Origin of the sequence: Pseudanabaena sp. lw0831 (assembly GCF_016584665.1) — a bacterium.
GTDB lineage: Bacteria > Cyanobacteriota > Cyanobacteriia > Pseudanabaenales > Pseudanabaenaceae > Pseudanabaena.
Genome location: NZ_BBJB01000048.1, coordinates 85979 through 103695, shown reverse-complemented (window position 1 = coordinate 103695; position 17717 = coordinate 85979). Strand labels below are relative to the sequence as shown.

The following is a 17717-nucleotide window of genomic DNA, read 5'->3' as shown; positions in this document are numbered from 1 at the left end:
GCCCGCCGTAACATTTTGGCTTTTTAATAAGAGAATGCGCTTTGCTCGTTCTCTTACTTTTAGGGATTAAACTGAACCTGAGTTGTCTGGTTCAACTGGCTTTGTAGGATTCTTTTTCTGAATCCCCTCTTCCTTTATGTCTAAACTACCTGACAGAAAATCATCAATTTCGGCTCTAGCTGTGTTGATTGGATCTTCAATAGAATCGAATGCAGAAAAGTCAAACTCAGGCTCACTATCTAATTCACTATTGATATCTTCACCCTCTAAAGACTCATCATTAAAGTTAGGCAAGTGTGGCAATGTTTGCAAGTCTGGTAAATCCATTGATAGACTATCAAACTTTTCATCGGCTTCATTCATGAGACTGTCTAGCAGATTATCAGCAAACCCATATATGTCGCCATCCGATATGGCATTAACTTCATCTTCAGATGGATATCCAATAGATATATCATCATCTGAGTCAGCAAATTTTGCACTACTTACATGACTGTCTTCAACTACCTCATCAAGCCAATTATCTGAGAAATCCAGAGAAAGATCGGGCATGGATTCTGTAAATTCTGAGTCTAACCCAAAGTTACTAGTCTCAGAAATACTCAAGTCTAGGGAATCTTCAGCAGATTCTGCATCTAAATCGTTTGCACCATCAGCGATCGCCTCAAATATAACTGATTCTTCTAAATCAAAAGCGTTGTCAGCAAAGTTTTCTCCATCCATGATTTCACTAAACTTGACCGATTCGTCATCAGACTCTAAACCTCTAGTCAGTTCAGCAAAAGCTGGGGTATTGTCATCTATATCAAAATTAGCTTCAGAATTGCTTACGAATTCATCGTAGGTTAAGTCTGTTCCTTCCTCTAGATTGTCACTTAATACTGAGGATAAATCTGCTTCTGGTTCATTCAGCAGATCTTCGTCAAAAGTTATTGGAGATTCTTCTTCCAACGAATTTGTTGAAACCCCAAAATTATCAGAGTCATCCAATATGCCAAAGTCAAACATTTCATCCATTAATGCATCGTCAGTTTCTTCCATTAGCGACAAGTCTGGAAGAGTAAAGGTTGAAATAGCGCTGCCAGCGACAGAAGAGGGATAATCATCAGCCAACTCTTCCTCAATTTCAGGGATTTCCCCTAAATCTGATGCGATCGCATCAGTCAGCCAGATTGCTTCAGAGCCATGAACTTGTGGATCTTCACTTTCATTAAGCTCTGAGTCACTCACCAATTCATTGGAGGAAAAATCTACAGGAGATTCTTCCTCTAATGAATTGGTGAAAGCATTGAAATTGGGAGCATCAACCGATATGTCAAAGTTAAATTCATCATCCATTAATGCATCGTCAGTTTCTTCCGTCAGAGACAATTCTGGAAAAGCAAAGGCTGAACTAAGGCTATCAGTTACAAAAGAAGATTGACCTTCAGAACCTAGATCCATTTGGTCAGTTGACAGATCCTCTTCTATCTCAAAGGAGAAGTCCTCAGAAAGCTCATCAGACAGTTCGTCAGAAATATTTTCTAACTGTTGGTTAGACAGAACTAACATTGGTGCTTCTGGTATGTCTATTTCCGATGCGATCGCGATTTCTGCGGCAAAAACATCTTCTTCTAGAAGATTTATAGAAAAGTCAAATGGTTCGGAGATTTGCTCGTTGGCTGAGATTTCACTTGCTTCAACGGCAGCAGAAAAGTCTGACTCATCTGAGACTGATTCTTCGGTCTGCCAGATTGAGTCTAACTCATCACTTTCATTGATGGGACTACCATCAAAAAAGCCATCAGAAGAGCTTTCTGAAAACCCATCAAATTCGACTAAATCAGATGGTTCCATCGATAAGCTTTCATTAATTTCAAAAGTAAATTCTGTTGATGACTGAGCAGATACATCTATTGAAGGTGATGATGTGATCTCCAATTCTGGTACGATCGCAGAAACCACCTCATCATTTACTCGATCATCAAAAATCCCAACAATTTCTTCTCCAAATCTCTCATCTCCTTGATTTGAAGTCGCATCAAAGAAATTATCAGTCTCGACTGAATCAGCGTAGTTTGTTAAAGGATCGTCATCGATTGCAAAATTAAACTCATCTGACTCGACTGAATCAGCGTAGTTTGTTAAAGGATCGTCATCGATTGCAAAATTAAACTCATCTGAAAATTCATCATCTAAAGATTCTTCCAGATAAATATCAGGGATTTGAGTCGGCAACTCAGATAATTCAACTTGATTTTCAAGATTGTTAGAATAAATATCTACTGGTTGTTCTAAATTAAATACATCGTTAGGGTCTTGTCCAGATAGTTCGTAGATCAATTCATCATTTATAGCCTCTGGGAGTGACTCCTCAACATCTTCTGCAACAGCAAAAGGCTCATCGAGAGAATCATTAAGTGTTTCATCCAAGGCTCTGTCAAATGGAGACTCATCAAAAGATGCATCAAAGGAATCGCTAAAAGCCTCGTTGGAGGAATTTTCTATTGATCCCTCTAAGGATTCATTGATTGCATCATCAGATGTGAATTGGCTATAATCTTCAAACTCTTTAAATTCAAAGTTTTCAGCAATGTTCTCAGGGTCACTCACTGAGACACTTATATTTGATGAAGTTAATTCAAATACATTGTCATTATCTACGATCGCAGAATCATCGACATCCCCGATTGTTTGAAATACAGTTTGATCATCCATAGCAAATGGATCAAAATCTTCTCCAGCTTGATTAACATCATGAGCTTGTATAGAATTACCGTTATCAAAGAATGAATTGGAATCATCTAGTGTAGATTCTATATTCATTTTGGGGATTATGAAGTCATCATCATCCATGTCTGGAATTGAAAAATCAACAAAAGTTGGCAAGCTCAGATTTGAATCTTCAACAAGTGGTGTAACAGTCCCAAAAGCTGTATCTTCTAAAAATGAAGAGGTAGCAGAGACAATCAGCGGATCACTTGAAGCTTCAACGATCGAAAATTCATTCACTCCCTCCATCTGATTTTTGAGAGCTGGTTCTGTATCGTCTAGTGAAGAAGATTCATCAAGTGAACTATCGTCATAGATTTCTTGTTTGAGATCAGCAAAGAGTGATTCTTCGATGAGAGAGATATCTGTGAGGTTAGAATATGTAGCTGAATCTTGATTTTGACGATCAGTAATATCTCCTGACATGAAATTTTCTGAAACAGAATCAAAACTTTGTTCTTGCGGAGATTCGGCAGCATTATCTTCAATAAGATCACTGCTGGCATCATCGTCAAGTAGATTCTCAAGATATCTACTATCGGTAGCAGTGTTATCTTCGTGGTCAGCCACTTCATATTCATTTGGTAAAGCCTGCTCTGATTGAGACAAGCTGACTGCTGTTGCCGCCGCTGCTACCGCGATCACAGGTACAACTACACCTAAATCCCTATTTGTCTCTGTATTACTCAATTCTGTTGAGGGATCAAACAAACTGTTGACAGATGTATCAGGGCTTATCAGTCCAGATGTTTCAGGGAGGCGGAAGAACTGAATACCTTGTAATAGTTGCTGCGCCTGATTTCCCATCGCTTCAGCTTGTTGTCGAGCAGATCGGGTTAGATTGGCAGTGCGATCGGCTAACTGAGCAATTTCACTCATATAACTCGCTGTAGAGCCTGCCGCATCAGCAATTTCAGTACTAGACTCAGTAATAGTTTGTCCAATTTGGACAACTTCTTCAGTAGCCATTTGAATGCTATTGAAGGCAGATTGTGAGGACTCTACACCCGATGTAAATCCTGAGACCAGTCCACTTAGATTCTGAACTTCAGCATCGATCGCTGTTACCACAGTTTGGATTTGGGATGTACGTTGTTGCAGCACCGTCAAACCGTCATTGGTTTGAGTTGCCAAATCATTAACTTGACCTGCGATCGACTCAAATTCACGGGCTACACTAGCAAATTGTTTAGGATCTTTTTGCTCAGCAGCGCGAGCGGCGACAAGAGTAGCATTGAGCGCCAGAACTTGAGTTAAAGAAGCAATTTGACCTTGATCCTGTACAAATTGTTCTGCAAGACCCACGAATTCCCCCAATGTTTTCATGCGTTGCACGATTTGGGCTGAGCCTGTCTGTAAGACACTGATACTATCGGTTAGGGCAATAATCGCCGTTTGTCCAGAAGCAACTGTGTCGCGTACTTCTTGAAGTGATTGGTTCGCAACGTTGACCTGTGAGGCAGATCTCTCCGCGATTGCCGCGACTTGTTCTGTGAGAGCTTGTCCTTGGGCAACTGACTGGGCTTGTTCGGCGGTGTTAAGCACCACAGTTTTGGCTAATTCTTCAAGATCGGCTGCGCCCTTTGCTACCTGTTTAGCTGTACCTAAAACGCTGGAGATAATCTCTACGAGTTTTTCGCGTAGACGGTTGAGAGTATCAGCGACTAGTCCTGTAGCACGATCATTTACTTGGGCCTCAATAGTTAGATCCCCCTCTTCCATCGATGAGACGACATCTAATAGGTTGCCTACCTCAGCCTCCATCAACTCTGTTTCTGCAAAATTTTGCTGGATCTGCGCAGCCGTCGATATGTCATCATCAGATGACAATGGTTGGTTTAATCCTCCCCGCAAGCGAATTTCATTGTTTTTTACTTGTTGAAAGGTATTCTTCAGCGAGAGCCCAAGACGATCAATTTCATCTTTGCCTGCAATATTTACACCTGAATTTCCTTGCTGGCTCAAGTAGCGATCGCATTCTTCGGTAAGCGGCTTAAGTCGCTTTTTGAGAGAGTTGACAAATAATAATATGGCGATCGCCAAAATTGCACTGATGCTAACAGCCGCAACACCAACTGGAAGCATTAGCTTATTGGTGATTTCTGCCTCAGACAACTGTGCTACAAAGAGCAAATCGCTACCTTGGATTTTGCGGTATGCCCAGAGATAACCTCCAGTTTGGACAATTCCTGATGGTTTGGCTTTAGCTTGTTGAGTAAGACTTGTGAGGACTGCGGCGACCTCAGGATTTTTGGTCTGCGTCGCCTGAAACTGGGAGGAGGCAGTAATTACTTGACCACTACTGCTAGCCACCAAAAAACCAAATTTGCTTTCATAGGGAGGCTCTTGATAGGAAGCTGTATCGATCAATGACAAAAGCTCACTGGCGATCGCATCAGCATTGACAATCCCCAAAACTTTCTGCCCATCGCTGATGGGGGCGCTGTAGGTGATAATCGTCTTGCCCAAAGCAGTATATGGCTGTGACCAAGATGCTTTCCCCTTCAGCGTATCTTGATAAAACGGAGCTTTTTGAATATCAGGGCGATCTCCAGACAACAGTTTGTCATTGGGCGCAGCCAGCTTTTGCCCAGATGTTTCAGTCTTTAAGCCAGACTGTTCTCTCCATACATAAGGAACAAGAGGCTTTGTCGGAGTAAATAGTAAATTACTATTTGAGGCTATCCCCATACCCGCGATGGATTTCTTATTCTGTAATCCATCTACGATCAAACTTTGATAGGGTTCAGAGCCCTTGGGCTTTGAAGGTTGCTGAAATAAGATCTTCGCCCCACTAGCGACCTCATCAACTGTTTGACGAACATCTAAGAGCTTGGACTCGATTTGGCGAGTCTGCGCTTCAGCCGATGTATCAACTTCTCGACGAGCACTACTTAATAATTCTTGATAAAACCAATATCCTAAGCCACCTAAGCCAATCAGCGATGTGCCAATCGCAATCAGCAGCAATCCCAGCCCCATTGAGCCTTTTGGCTTATTAGGTTTGGGGGCGGTCGGCGACTTAGGCGATCTTTTGGGAGATGCCTGATTGCTCTTGCTTACAGAAGTCGCTCGGTTTTTATTAGATGTGCTTGCCATATGCATCCGCTCTAGGGAAAGGACTCGGATATTTTTGTGAGAGCTATCCTACACCATACCCGACCCATTCATTAAGCCCTACAGATAGATTTATCTGTAGATCTTATGATTTAGCCTAGTGTTTTGAGGCGACCTTAATTGATAGCTCCAAGTATTAGCTTGAAAGTTGCCAACGTTGCGGCTGCCAAATGTGGGTAGGAATACTAGATAAGATAATTTCAATGGGAGTATACTCGTTCTCCTTAATATTCGCTACTGTTTGATTGACATTTTTTGTAGAGCTAGTGGTGGAAATCGATGGAAGCGTTGGCTGAGCTAGATCTGAAGAATACAGATTTATTTCTTGATACTCATCAATAGTTAGACTGCCGATCACTCGATCTACGATTACACCGACTCCACCCAGATTTTTGTTACCCAAATCGTCTGCAATTTTACTCAGCCGCACCACCATCAAAGATTCCGTGATTAAAGTGCGTTGTTCCCCCATTAGCAATCGTAATAACAGCAAAGGCATTATATTTGCTTGATGATGCGTTACGCCAATGATTGCTGTTTCATAAAAAGGTAAAGCTACGATTGCATTGCGATCAATAATAATAATTTCTGATACTAATATGTCTGGGAAAGTAACTGAGCGATTTCCAACTTTTGCAACAATATATCGGTTACTCGGTGCAACTAGCTGATCCAGTAATTTCTCTGCTGCACTAGCTTTGCTCATCTCAGGAATGATCATTTCACTCGTTGGGGCAACTTCTTCAAAACTTCAGATAATGACTCGCGACTGACGGGTTTGGGCAAATAGTCATTAGCTCTAGCGCGTTTTAGCCCATAGTCAATTTCCAGTTTAGTGCTTTTGGTTGAGCATAAAATTACATACAGATCGGCAAGTTGATGTTGCGATCGCAGTTCCCGCAAAAACTTATAACCATCTTGCTCTGGCAACACAATATCCAAGAAAATTGCTGTGTAGGAATTGTTGATGATTTTATCCAAAGCGCCAATAGTTGATTCACAGAAATCCACTGTATGACCAAAATCATTTAAGAAAGAACTTAACAAATGCCTCTGGATCGCTGAATCATCAATTATTAAAAAATGCTCGCTCATAATTCTTACCTTGAATTGTACACAGTTAATTAAATACGGCTACTTATGATTAATTTAGAGTGACTGTAAACCTAGACAATTAGTTTTAACTATTCTTTCTTTACTATTTCTAATATCTTGAAGATGTTAGAAATTTTTTGTCAAGATCCATACAAATTAATGAATGTAACCACCAACATTCTTGATTGCTTTATTATTCACAAAATTAGCTTCTTAGTACTGATATGACTAATTTTTAGACTAGTGTATCTGTTGACAAAGGTGCAAGCTCCCTTAATAAGTTACGCAATTCGTCGCGAAATTTTGGGGTGTCTGAAGATGATCTTGGTTTGGCTAGAAACCGACAATTTGCCCATCTTGCTCTAAAGTTATTAGTCATACTGTTTTCAGCAGTAACTAATACTAAAGACAACGAAGCTAGTTCGCGTTGGCGACGAATTTGTTTGATCAAATCAAAGCCATTTAAACTTGGCATATTGATATCAATGAAAACAATAGTCGGTCTGTATTCTAAGATTTTGTCGGTAGCTGATTCGGCATCATCTGTAAAATCAACTTGATAACCCCAACTAATTAACAGTCTTTGCATTTGTTGCAGCAAAACAGGTGAGTCGTCAACGATAAAAACTCTAGGCTCATCTTTGACATTTTTTGGTGCAGTTACATGTTGCCGAGCGCCAATATCGCTGTCTGAATTACGCTCTTGTAATGGCACAATTGAGACAATATTTTTTTGAGCTAACTTGTCTAGTAATAGGGCTGTACGATAAATCGGCTGTTTGAACGTATCGGCGATCGCACAGATCCGATCTTGCCCAGTTGTCACCTTCGCAAAAAGTGGAAAATTGTCATTGCCAACTCTTGCCAGTAAATTTGCCGCATCAACAAGTTGCACTAATTGATAAGGGTGTTTTACACAATCAAATCTTTGCCATTGCCTGACTTCATTGGCGATGCTATTTTCGATTACTGATAGCTGCCAAACAGGTAGATTAATTTGCAGATCGTCGGCGGGTTTCCATACAAAAGAAAATTCATCTTCTAGGTGCAATGACAACAAGTTTTCTAAGATAACTTCTTTTAAAACATCCTTCGTAATTTCGGGATGTTTTTTATAAACATTGCTTACAAATGGGTAACAGTAAGGGCGATTATTTTGGCGCTGTTCCCATTCAGGAATACGCGAAAAATTAATACCTTTGTTATTGTATTTGCGAACTAATGTAGGTATGACTTGCCCTTCTTCTTCTGCTAATACTAGACCTCCTCCCGTAAGTAATAATTTCCACCGATGATATTTAGTCTCTACACGGATTACTCCCGTAGAACGACTCATGACGCGCATAGCGGCTAACAGGATATGTAATGTGGCATTCCTCACTACTTGTCCGTCAGTCAAGTTGTTAGACACAAGGTCTGAGTTAGGCAAGGAACCTGTCATAGCAATCATGTTTTTTGACTGGGAGGCACTTGGATGGGGAAAATACTATAAGTATTACAAAAAAACGGATCACTTCATTATAGATCGTAGCAACTGGAGACAAATTCGATTGGTTGCCTCAGATACATTATCCCAAATTGTATTCAGGTTATTGCCATACCATGTCTAAGCAATTCTACTTAGTTATAGATCTCTCCAGCAGCAATTCTGTATTTTGAAACCGATTTTTATGAGCCAAAAGCTATTTGCGGCGCAAAGCGCCGCAAATAGCTTTTGGCTTACGCTCAGATCAGTAGTAGGGTTTGTTAGCGATAGTGTAACGCACCCAATAAACACAAATGGTGCGTTACGCTATCGCTAACAAGCTCTACGAAAGCAATAGTGCCGATCTCTATAATTGCGATTGAGAGACAAAATCTTGCAAAATCGTCCGAACTTGTTCGCGAAATTCTTGAATATCATCGGATTTGAGAGGCTTACTTAAAAAACGACAATTTGCCCATTTTGCTCGAAAGTTGTTGGTAATAGTATTCTCGGATGTGACCAAAACTAAGGGAATGCCTGCCAGTGATGGCTGACGGCGAATTTGTTTAATTAGATCAAACCCGTTTAAGTTAGGCATATTGATATCAACAAATACAATATCGGGCTTTTCTGACAACATTTGACTAGTGGCGTTAGCGGAGTCATTGACTAGGCTTAGTTGATATCCCCAGTTTTTTAATAAATTGCCAAATTGCTTAAGCAATAAAGGGGAGTCATCAACAATCATCACTTTAGGCAGAGATCGCGGTTCCCGCGCCTGATCAAGAGCTAGATCTTCATTAACTTCCGATGAGCGTAATGTTAGTGGCAAGATAGCAACGGTTTGATTTTCTGCTAGTTTATCAAGCTTGAGAGCGGTGCGGGTAATATGTTGTTGAAAGCAATCGGCAATTTCACAAATCCGATATTTGCCATTTGTAACTTGAGTAAATAATGGAACCTGCGCAATTTTACATTCAGGATCTAGGAGTTGCACCATTTGATAGGGATGACGCACATTGGTAAAAGTGTGCCATTGCTTAGTTGCTTTGGCGATCGCTTTTTCGAGGTCATTGATTTGCCAGATCGGCAAAATAATTGGATGATCTAACTCCAAGGGATTCCATACCAAGGAAAACTTTTTTTCTAAAGAAATTGCTAAAAGGTTTTCTAATAATATTTCTTTAAAAATCATTAGACAGTTTTCGCGATCTTGGGCATAAAGTTTACCCAACAGTTCACAAGTCTCAATAATATTGAGAGGCTTGCTGGTACTACTAAGCAGAACATCCTCTGGGAAATGAATTTTTTGGATTTTCAGTTTACGCCTTAACGTTGGCAAAAAATCACTTTCATCCTCAATAAAAGCGATACGCCCACGATGAATAAAGATTTTCCAACTTAAATGAGGTGTTTCAATATTGACAGTCCCTGTATGATTCTTGAGTAATTTCAACATCGCCATAAGACTGGCATAAGTCAAATTAGGGATAATTTCATCAACTGGAATGATATTGATGTATTTAGTGATTGTTTGACTAATGCTTTTTTCTTTTGGGAGATTGGAAGCATCGTTCTCTTGTGAAGTCTGCGTCATTGTCAAGTTAAGGTAAGTAAGACTTGATTTATTTCAAACGTATTTCTGATGATGAGCGATCGCAGATTAAAAGTTTTATGCTTGCACGGACACCCCGGAAATAGCGAAGCAATGCAGATATTCGCTCAATACTTTTACGATCTAGGTATTAGGGCGATCGCGCCTGATTTACGTGGTTATGGAAATTGTAAGGCAACTGTGAACTTTACAATGTTAGATCACATACAAGATCTCTGGGATCTTTTAGAAAGCGATCGGCAGTCTGATCGGCAAGATTTATTAAACGATTATCTAGAAACGGAATATCTGATTTTAGGATGGTCTCTAGGTGGGATTTTGGCGATAGAGTTGGCGCTGCGAGCTGCTGAGCTGCAAAATTCAGCTCAAAATAACTTAGATCCTAAAATTGCTCCTAAAATTGCAGGTTTGATTTTAATTGCCACAGCTGCCAACCCGCGCAGCAGTTTACCAAAAGTTGCTTGGTGGGAATATGCAAATTTAGTGATTGCTGTTGCTTTGCATTGGATTGTGCCAAAGCAGCAGTGGCATATTGAGTGGTTTGGCAAGCGATCGCTGATTAAATATTTAATTCAGCAGCATACTCAAGGAGCCTACGATCAGATTTCTCACACTGGTGCAAAAGCTTATTTACAAACTTCGCGCTTTGCTCAAAGAGCTTTAATGCAAGCGCTTCGGCGGGGATACGATCGCACTGGTGATTTAGCTAAAATTCAAATCCCCTGCCTTGCGATCGCCGCAGAGCAAGATCGCCATATCACAGCTGCATCAACCATAGAAACCGCAAAATTATTGCCTAATTGTGAATTTATCTCTTATCCAAATACTGCCCATTTATTGCCTTGGGAAATAGGCGATCGCATACTAGCGGATATTGATTCATGGTGCAATCGGCAATTATGATAAGGAAAGCGGCACTTCGTGCCGCTTTCCTTATCATAATAAACTTATGTTTCCCCAAAAATTTCTGACGCGAATGGCTCAAACCCATCAGCTTTCTGCCGATCAGGAAAGTGTTTTCCTATTACGATTTGGGGGAAATCGTGAAGATCGTGAAGTTGCTAGTTTTTTAGGCATTTCTGAAGAAGCCTATCGCAAGCGGATGGGAGAAATTTATCGGAAGTTTGACATCAGTGGAAAGGGACCCGGCAAAAATAATCGTCTCTTACATATTTTGCAAAATTTTTTAGATGTAGAAACCAGTTCGCAAACCAATTCGCAAAGTGAGCAAACCTCAATTCTTTCCAATCAATCTGCATCTAGGCAGAGTGTAGCCTCGGATATCAATATTGAAGAACTGGTGCAGCAACTACGAGATCGCAGTCGTCAGATCATCCAAGAACGCTGCGCCACCATGCGAGTGTTGGACATGTCGCATCCGATTGACCTCGAAAATATTTATACAGGTACAGATGTTCTAGAAAAAATTACCAGTCGCCGCCGTTTGGGAATTGCCGATTTGCTGGCTACTTATCATGGGCGCGATCGCATTGAGATGGGACTCATCAATGAAGATCGTATTTCTAGCATGGAGGCTCTAAATCGCTACAGCAAACTGATGCTGCTAGGTAAACCAGGCGCGGGTAAAACGACGTTGTTAAAATATACAGCTCTGAAATGTTCGCAAGGCAATATTTTTAGTGATTTAGTCCCAATTTTTGTAACACTGCGTCAGTATGCAGGCGCTGAATCTCAGCCACGTTTATTAGATTATATCTCTCAAGACTTTTACGCTTACAACATTGGCGATGAGACAAATGTTAAACAGCTTTTACGACAAGGTCGCGCGATTCTATTTTTAGATGGACTTGATGAAGTTCGCGAAAATGATTTGCATCGTGTTCTCGAAGATTTACGGAGTTTTTCAGAGCAGTTCTATACCAATCGTTTTGTGATTACCAGTCGATTGGGATCGCAGGAATATGTATTTGAGAAGTTTACGGAAGTTGAGGTTGCGAACTTCCAACCATTGCAGATTTCGCAATTTGCCCAGCGTTGGTTTCTTAGTAATTCCCGACATATTGAGTTGTTTTTACGAAAAGTAGAAGACAATCGTCCTATTCAAGAATTGGCTACTAATCCGTTACTGCTGACTCTATTATGTTTAGTGTTCGATGAATTTGGTGATTTCCCAACTAATCGTTCGGAACTCTATCGTGAAGGATTGGACGTACTGCTTAAAAAATGGGATGCTAAACGGAATATTGAACGGCATCAAATTTATAAAAATTTGTCGATGCAACGTAAAGAAGATTTATTGGCACAAGTTGCCTGTACAACATTTTATCAAGGAGATTACTTCTTTCGGCAAGTCGATCTGGAAAGCTATATTACCGAATATATTCGTAATTTACCTAAAGCAAATACCAATGAGGAGGCTTTGCAACTCGATAGTGAAGCAATTATCAAGGCGATCGAATCGCAACATGGGTTGTTTGTAGAACGAGCTAAAGGAATTTATTCTTTTTCGCACTTAACTTTTCATGAATATTTAGCAGCGCGTGAGCTTGTTTATAATGGCACCCAAGATACGTTGACATTGCTGGCAAGTAAAATCACCGATCAGCGTTGGCATGACATTTTGCGCCTTGCCGTTGGTATGATGCGCTCGGCTGACGAGTTGTTACTATTAATGAAGGAGCACTGCGATCGCCTATTAGCTAGCGATCGACAATTACAAAGTTTGTTGCAATGGGTTAACCAAAAAGCGGAATCTGCTCAAGTTCCCGATCGCATTCAATCGGTACGTGCTTTCTATCTAACTCTCGGACGTGCGATCGCCCAAAGCGATCTTCTCAATTTGGCTAATGTCTTAGCACGTAGTCTCGTACTCGATCTTGATCTTTGTCAAAATCGCAATCTCAATATTGATCTCGCTTTTGATCTGGCAAGGGCGATGGAAACTAAAGATGGTGAAGATCTGGGGCTTGATTTAGAACTAGATCTTAGTCTTGCTCTGGAATATGCCCAAGAATACGCTCAAGAAACCTCCGATCTACTCTTGGCAGATGCTTTAACCAAACTAATTGAAACTTGTCCTGAAGATGCAGATAGCGAGATCAAATGGGAGGATTGGGCTAATAACCTGCGTCAACAAACGATCAACCATCGTAATATTGGTCAAATTTGGAATCTTACTCCACATCAACTTGAACATTTACGTCAATACTGTAATGCTAATCGTCTTTTAGTCGAATGCCTCGAAAGTGATTGCTATGTGCGTCAGCCTGTCAGACAAGCGATCGAGCAAAGTTTGCTACTGCCCATGCCCTAATTAATTGTGTTGTGGGCGTAAAGCGCCCACAACACAATTAATTAGCCTGTAAAATCTGTGCTGCTGTTAACTTTAAATCGGCAAATATTATGGAAGCGATCGCCTGTTCACCCTCATATACTTTCTCCTCGTAGAAGCCATCCACCCATTCCAATATTGTTATGCGCCCCAATATCGGATCAACGATCCAATATTCTGCAATCCCTCTCGCTGCATATTCCGATCGCTTATAGCGATAATCACGACTACTTTGATTGGGACTAACCCCCTCAACTACTAACAAAGGCGATGGCATTTCTGGCATGACTGTAGAGCGCCTCGCCCCCTCCATCGCGATCGCTAATTCCTCAGAAAAAAGGCGATGGCATTTCTGGCATGACTGTAGAGCGCCTCGCCCCCTCCATCGCGATCGCTAATTCCTCAGAAAATATGACCAAATCAGGAACGCGCAACCTTGAGCCAGTGGTGACAATTTCTGTCTTCATCGATAAACGATAGGCGGGCACACCCTGTTGCAAAAAACAAGCAAACAGAAAAGACGCAATCCGTCGATTGATTTCACTTTCAGCCGTCATTAATATCAACTCTCCATCTTCAAACTCATACATTGCATCAGTGCCATCATCATAGTTAAAGAACTCCTCAAGAGTCATAACTGGGGATATTGCTTTCTCTAATGTGATTGTCATAATCGACTTACCTTCTAGTATCAAAATCAATTGCTCCCTTTCCAGTGAATAATTGGTGGTGCGCGGCGAAGCCGCGCACCACCAATTATTCACTTTATAGCGCCTATTCTTTTAGTGGGAAGGGAGTGGCTTATTCTATTATGCAAAAAAAAGAGGCGGTGCAAAGCACCACCTCTTTTTTTAGAGTGCGGCTAGCAACGCTTCTCCCATGGCGATGCAGCCTAATCTTTCACAGCCATCTGCCATGATGTCGCCTGTACGTTTACCAGAATCGAGAACCTTATTTACGGCAAGCTCGATCGCATCAGCAGCATCTCCTTCATTAAAGGCATAGCGCAACATCATCGCCGCACTTAAGACTTGAGCCAAAGGATTCGCTAAATCTTTACTAGCAATATCAGGAGCAGAACCATGTACAGGTTCAAATACCCCCGGTTTTCCTGCTTCGCCAAGGCTAGCTGATGGCAACATGCCGATGCTACCTGTTAACATCGCCGCCGCATCGGAGAGAATATCGCCAAATAGATTACTGGTGAGAATTACATCAAACTGTTTAGGATTGCGAATGATCTGCATAGCAGCATTATCCACATACATGTGGGATAACTTCACATCTGGATATTCGCTGGAAATACTAGTTACGCGATCGCGCCATAGTTGCGATACTTCCAAAACATTGGATTTATCAACGGAACAAACTGAACCGCGACGTTTTTGAGCAGCTTCAAAGCCAACTCTGGCAATGCGATCGATTTCTGGCTCCGTATAAACCATCGTATTAAAACCACGCCTCACCCCATTTTCATCGGTGACAATGCCCTTAGGTTTACCAAAATAAATGCCGCCTGTCAGTTCGCGTACCACCAGAATATCTACGCCTTCAATCACTTCCCGCTTCAAGGTCGATGCATCAATTAGTTGGGGCAGAATCTGAGCAGGACGTAAATTGGCAAATAAGCCCATGCCACCACGCAAGCCTAGTAAAGCTTGCTCAGGGCGCAAATTTGATGGCATCGTGTCCCACTTTTCGCCGCCAACTGCGGCTAGCAAAACCGCATCACTATTTTTGCAAATCTGCAAAGTTTCTTCGGGCAAAGGATGTCCCGTAGCATCGATCGCTGCACCACCAACCAGAGCCGTCTCAAAGGCAAAGGTAATCCCAAATTTGGGTGCGATCGCCTGTAGCACCGCCACCGCCACCTTCATGATTTCGGGACCAATCCCGTCCCCAGGGAGAAGGGTAATTTTATAGTTTTTAGACATTACAAAAAATACTTAAAGACAGATTTCCTAAGATAACATTGTAGCGATTCAAACCCAAACAAAGAGATTTTGTAAAAGCGTTGATTCGCAACGTTTTTACAAAATCTCTTTGTTTGGGTTTGAGTGCAAAGCTCTGTAAGTTAGGACTTTGTCAGAAATGCGATCGCTTCTACGTGGGAAGTTTGGGGGAAGAAATCGATGGGTTGAATGCGCGTGAGTTGATAGCGATCTCCTTCACATAATAATTTTAAATCTCTTGCCTGTGTGGCAGGATTGCAACTGACATAAACAAGGCGATCGCAAGGATTTTCGCGTAGATAGTCAATTACTTCAGGCTCACAACCTTTACGTGGTGGATCGAGAATTACGATATCAGGTTGCAAATTGAGCGTACTGATCAATTCTTCGACTTTGCCAGTATGAAAAACTACGTTGTCAATACCATTGAGTTCGGCATTGAGTTTGCCTTGAGCCGTAGCCTGTGGCTGGATTTCGATTGCGATCGCTTGTTTGACTTGCTCAGCTAAAGGTAATGCGATCGTGCCAATTCCTGCATAGGCATCTAGGAGAATTTCGGTTCCTTTTAGATCAAGTTCTGCTTCAATGACTTTCAGCATCTTTTCGGCTTGCTCTGTATAGACCTGAAAGAAAGTGTCAGCACGTAAACGGAAGGTTAAACCCGCAAACTTCTCCAATAGATAATCCTTACCTGCAATGCAACGGCTTTCTTTGCCCAAAATGGCATTGGTTTTATCAGGATTGCAATTGAGAATTACCCCAACTACTTTGTCATAGCGTTTCATCCAAGTTTGGGCAAATTCAATCAAGTTCGGGACATCCCAATCTCGCGTTACTAGAGTAATTAGAACCTCGCCCGTGTTTCTACCAATACGTAGCCCTAGATGACGCAATAGCCCTGTGTGCGTCTTCTCATCATAGATTTCCCAACATTGGTTATGTATATCACGCTTAATCTCTTCCAACATCGGATCGAGGCGGATATCTTGGGCTGGGCATTGATTGAGATTGACAATTTTATGGGTTCCCTTTTGATAATATCCTGCCTTAATATTGCCATCGCGTCCCGTGGCTAAGGGATAGGTGGCTTTGTTGCGATAATGCAAGCCTTCTTTTGCAGCCACAATCGGAGAAACTAGTGTTTCTAACATCTCAGCATCAAAACCACCGATGCGCTGTAATGCTTGCAAGACAATGTTTTGCTTGGTTCGCAACTGAGCAGGATAACCTACCGTTTGCCATTGACAACCGCCACATTTATCGGCAACGATGCATTTAGGGTAGACACGATCGCTTGAAGGTGTGAGGATTTTCTCAATACTTGCGTGAGCAAAATTCTTTTTGACAAATTCTAATTTTGCAGTAATGCGATCGCCAGGAACACTATTGGGAACAAAGATGGCGATATTTTCATAACGTCCCACCCCATCGCCGCTATCAGCTAGATCGTCGATGGTGAGCGTGATTTTTTGTCCCTGTAGTAGCATGGCTTCCTAAATTAATCTGTGGCTGGAGATATTTGATTATAGCTTGTCGCAAAGCCCGAGAATTAAAGATGGCGCGGAGCGCCATCTTTAATTCTCGGGCTTTGTTTTTTGAAAGCTGCAATTTGATATTATTTAAGTCGTTATGTTAAGACAAAAAATTAGCCAGAAGATTAACTTTTATCTTGATGACCTTGCTACACCAATTGGCAAACTAATCAATATTACGATCGCGATTCTTGTGCTTGCTTCTGCTATTAGTTTTGTTGCCCAAACCTACGAAATAGCTGAGATCACCCGTCATCGACTCAATTTGCTAGATGACATCATCCTTGGTGTATTTGTCTTTGAATATTTTCTGAGGCTAATTTGTGCTGAACAGAAACTCAAACATCTATTTAGCCTCTATGCAATTATCGATCTAGTCGCAATTTTGCCATTCTTTTTAGGCGCGATCGATGTGACGTTTATTCGGCTATTGCGCTGGTTTCGGATTTTGCGCCTGATTCGTTTGGTGGAGTCAAAGGCTCTATTTGCCCATAAGACCGAAGATATCGCCATTTTGTTTAGGATACTCTTCACATTATTTGCGATCGTGTTTGTCTTCTCAGGTTTGGTCTACCAAATCGAACATCCTAGCAATCCTATGTTCCATAACTTTCTTGATGCTTTCTATTTCTCGATTTTCACGATGACTACCGTGGGCTATAGCAATGTCATGCCCCAGTCTGACGCGGGTAAACTGACGACTGTGATCATGGTTCTCACTGGTATTGCGCTGATCCCAGTACAGTTAGGAGAGCTATTTAAGCGCTTGGTGCAAACTGCAAACCAAAGCGATCGCGCAAATGACATGATGAAGGAGTCTATTTGTTCTGGCTGTGGATTGTCATTGCATGATGCAGATGCGGAGTTCTGTAAGGTATGTGGTACTAAACTATGAGCC

Annotated in this window: 12 protein-coding genes; 3 read left to right on the top strand and 9 right to left on the bottom strand. The window is 41.5% G+C overall.

From position 1 onward, the window contains the following. Positions 1–66: 66 nt before the first annotated feature. The 5 genes from APA_RS08715 to APA_RS08695 all read right to left on the bottom strand — a co-directional run bounded on the left by APA_RS08715 (position 67) and on the right by APA_RS08695 (position 10025). A complete protein-coding gene (locus tag APA_RS08715; RefSeq protein ID WP_201321900.1) occupies positions 67–5850 on the bottom strand; it encodes a methyl-accepting chemotaxis protein in 5784 nt (1927 codons plus the stop codon). 154 nt (positions 5851–6004) lie between these two features. Beyond that, entirely contained in the window at positions 6005–6589 is a 585-nt protein-coding gene (locus tag APA_RS08710; RefSeq protein ID WP_201321899.1) for a chemotaxis protein CheW, read from the bottom strand. Beyond that, positions 6586–6963: a response regulator gene (locus APA_RS08705; protein WP_201321898.1), complete on the bottom strand. Its 378-nt coding sequence runs from the start codon at positions 6961–6963 to the stop codon at positions 6586–6588. The genes APA_RS08710 and APA_RS08705 overlap by 4 nt, the downstream gene beginning before the upstream one ends. Before the next feature lie 235 nt (positions 6964–7198). Then, positions 7199–8413, bottom strand: coding sequence for a response regulator (locus APA_RS08700; protein ID WP_201321897.1), 1215 nt, complete (start codon positions 8411–8413; stop codon positions 7199–7201). A gap of 382 nt (positions 8414–8795) precedes the next feature. Further along, positions 8796–10025, bottom strand: coding sequence for a response regulator (locus APA_RS08695; RefSeq protein ID WP_201321896.1), 1230 nt, complete (start codon positions 10023–10025; stop codon positions 8796–8798). A gap of 51 nt (positions 10026–10076) precedes the next feature. On the opposite strand from APA_RS08695, the gene APA_RS08690 reads away from it, so the two are divergent. Together APA_RS08690 and APA_RS08685 are read left to right on the top strand one after the other, a co-directional pair. Then, positions 10077–10946, top strand: a complete 870-nt coding sequence (locus APA_RS08690; RefSeq protein WP_236579466.1) for an alpha/beta fold hydrolase — start codon at positions 10077–10079, stop codon at positions 10944–10946. A 46-nt stretch (positions 10947–10992) separates the two neighbouring features. Beyond that, a complete protein-coding gene (locus tag APA_RS08685) occupies positions 10993–13317 on the top strand; it encodes an NACHT domain-containing NTPase (RefSeq protein ID WP_201321894.1) in 2325 nt (774 codons plus the stop codon). 37 nt (positions 13318–13354) lie between these two features. On the opposite strand, the gene APA_RS25470 is transcribed toward APA_RS08685, so the two are convergent. From APA_RS25470 to rlmD, 4 genes are all read right to left on the bottom strand, one after another. Beyond that, positions 13355–13621 (bottom strand): Uma2 family endonuclease, encoded by a 267-nt coding sequence (locus APA_RS25470; protein WP_268961905.1) that lies wholly within the window; start codon positions 13619–13621, stop codon positions 13355–13357. A gap of 43 nt (positions 13622–13664) precedes the next feature. Continuing rightward, positions 13665–14006: a Uma2 family endonuclease gene (locus APA_RS25465; protein WP_201321892.1), complete on the bottom strand. Its 342-nt coding sequence runs from the start codon at positions 14004–14006 to the stop codon at positions 13665–13667. A 180-nt stretch (positions 14007–14186) separates the two neighbouring features. Further along, complete coding sequence (gene leuB / locus APA_RS08670; RefSeq protein ID WP_201321891.1) at positions 14187–15269, bottom strand: 3-isopropylmalate dehydrogenase; 1083 nt, start codon at positions 15267–15269, stop codon at positions 14187–14189. A 140-nt stretch (positions 15270–15409) separates the two neighbouring features. Then, positions 15410–16774, bottom strand: a complete 1365-nt coding sequence (gene rlmD, locus APA_RS08665) for a 23S rRNA (uracil(1939)-C(5))-methyltransferase RlmD (protein WP_201321890.1) — start codon at positions 16772–16774, stop codon at positions 15410–15412. A 142-nt stretch (positions 16775–16916) separates the two neighbouring features. On the opposite strand from rlmD, the gene APA_RS08660 reads away from it, so the two are divergent. Beyond that, entirely contained in the window at positions 16917–17714 is a 798-nt protein-coding gene (locus APA_RS08660; RefSeq protein WP_201321889.1) for an ion transporter, read from the top strand. Positions 17715–17717: the final 3 nt, after the last annotated feature.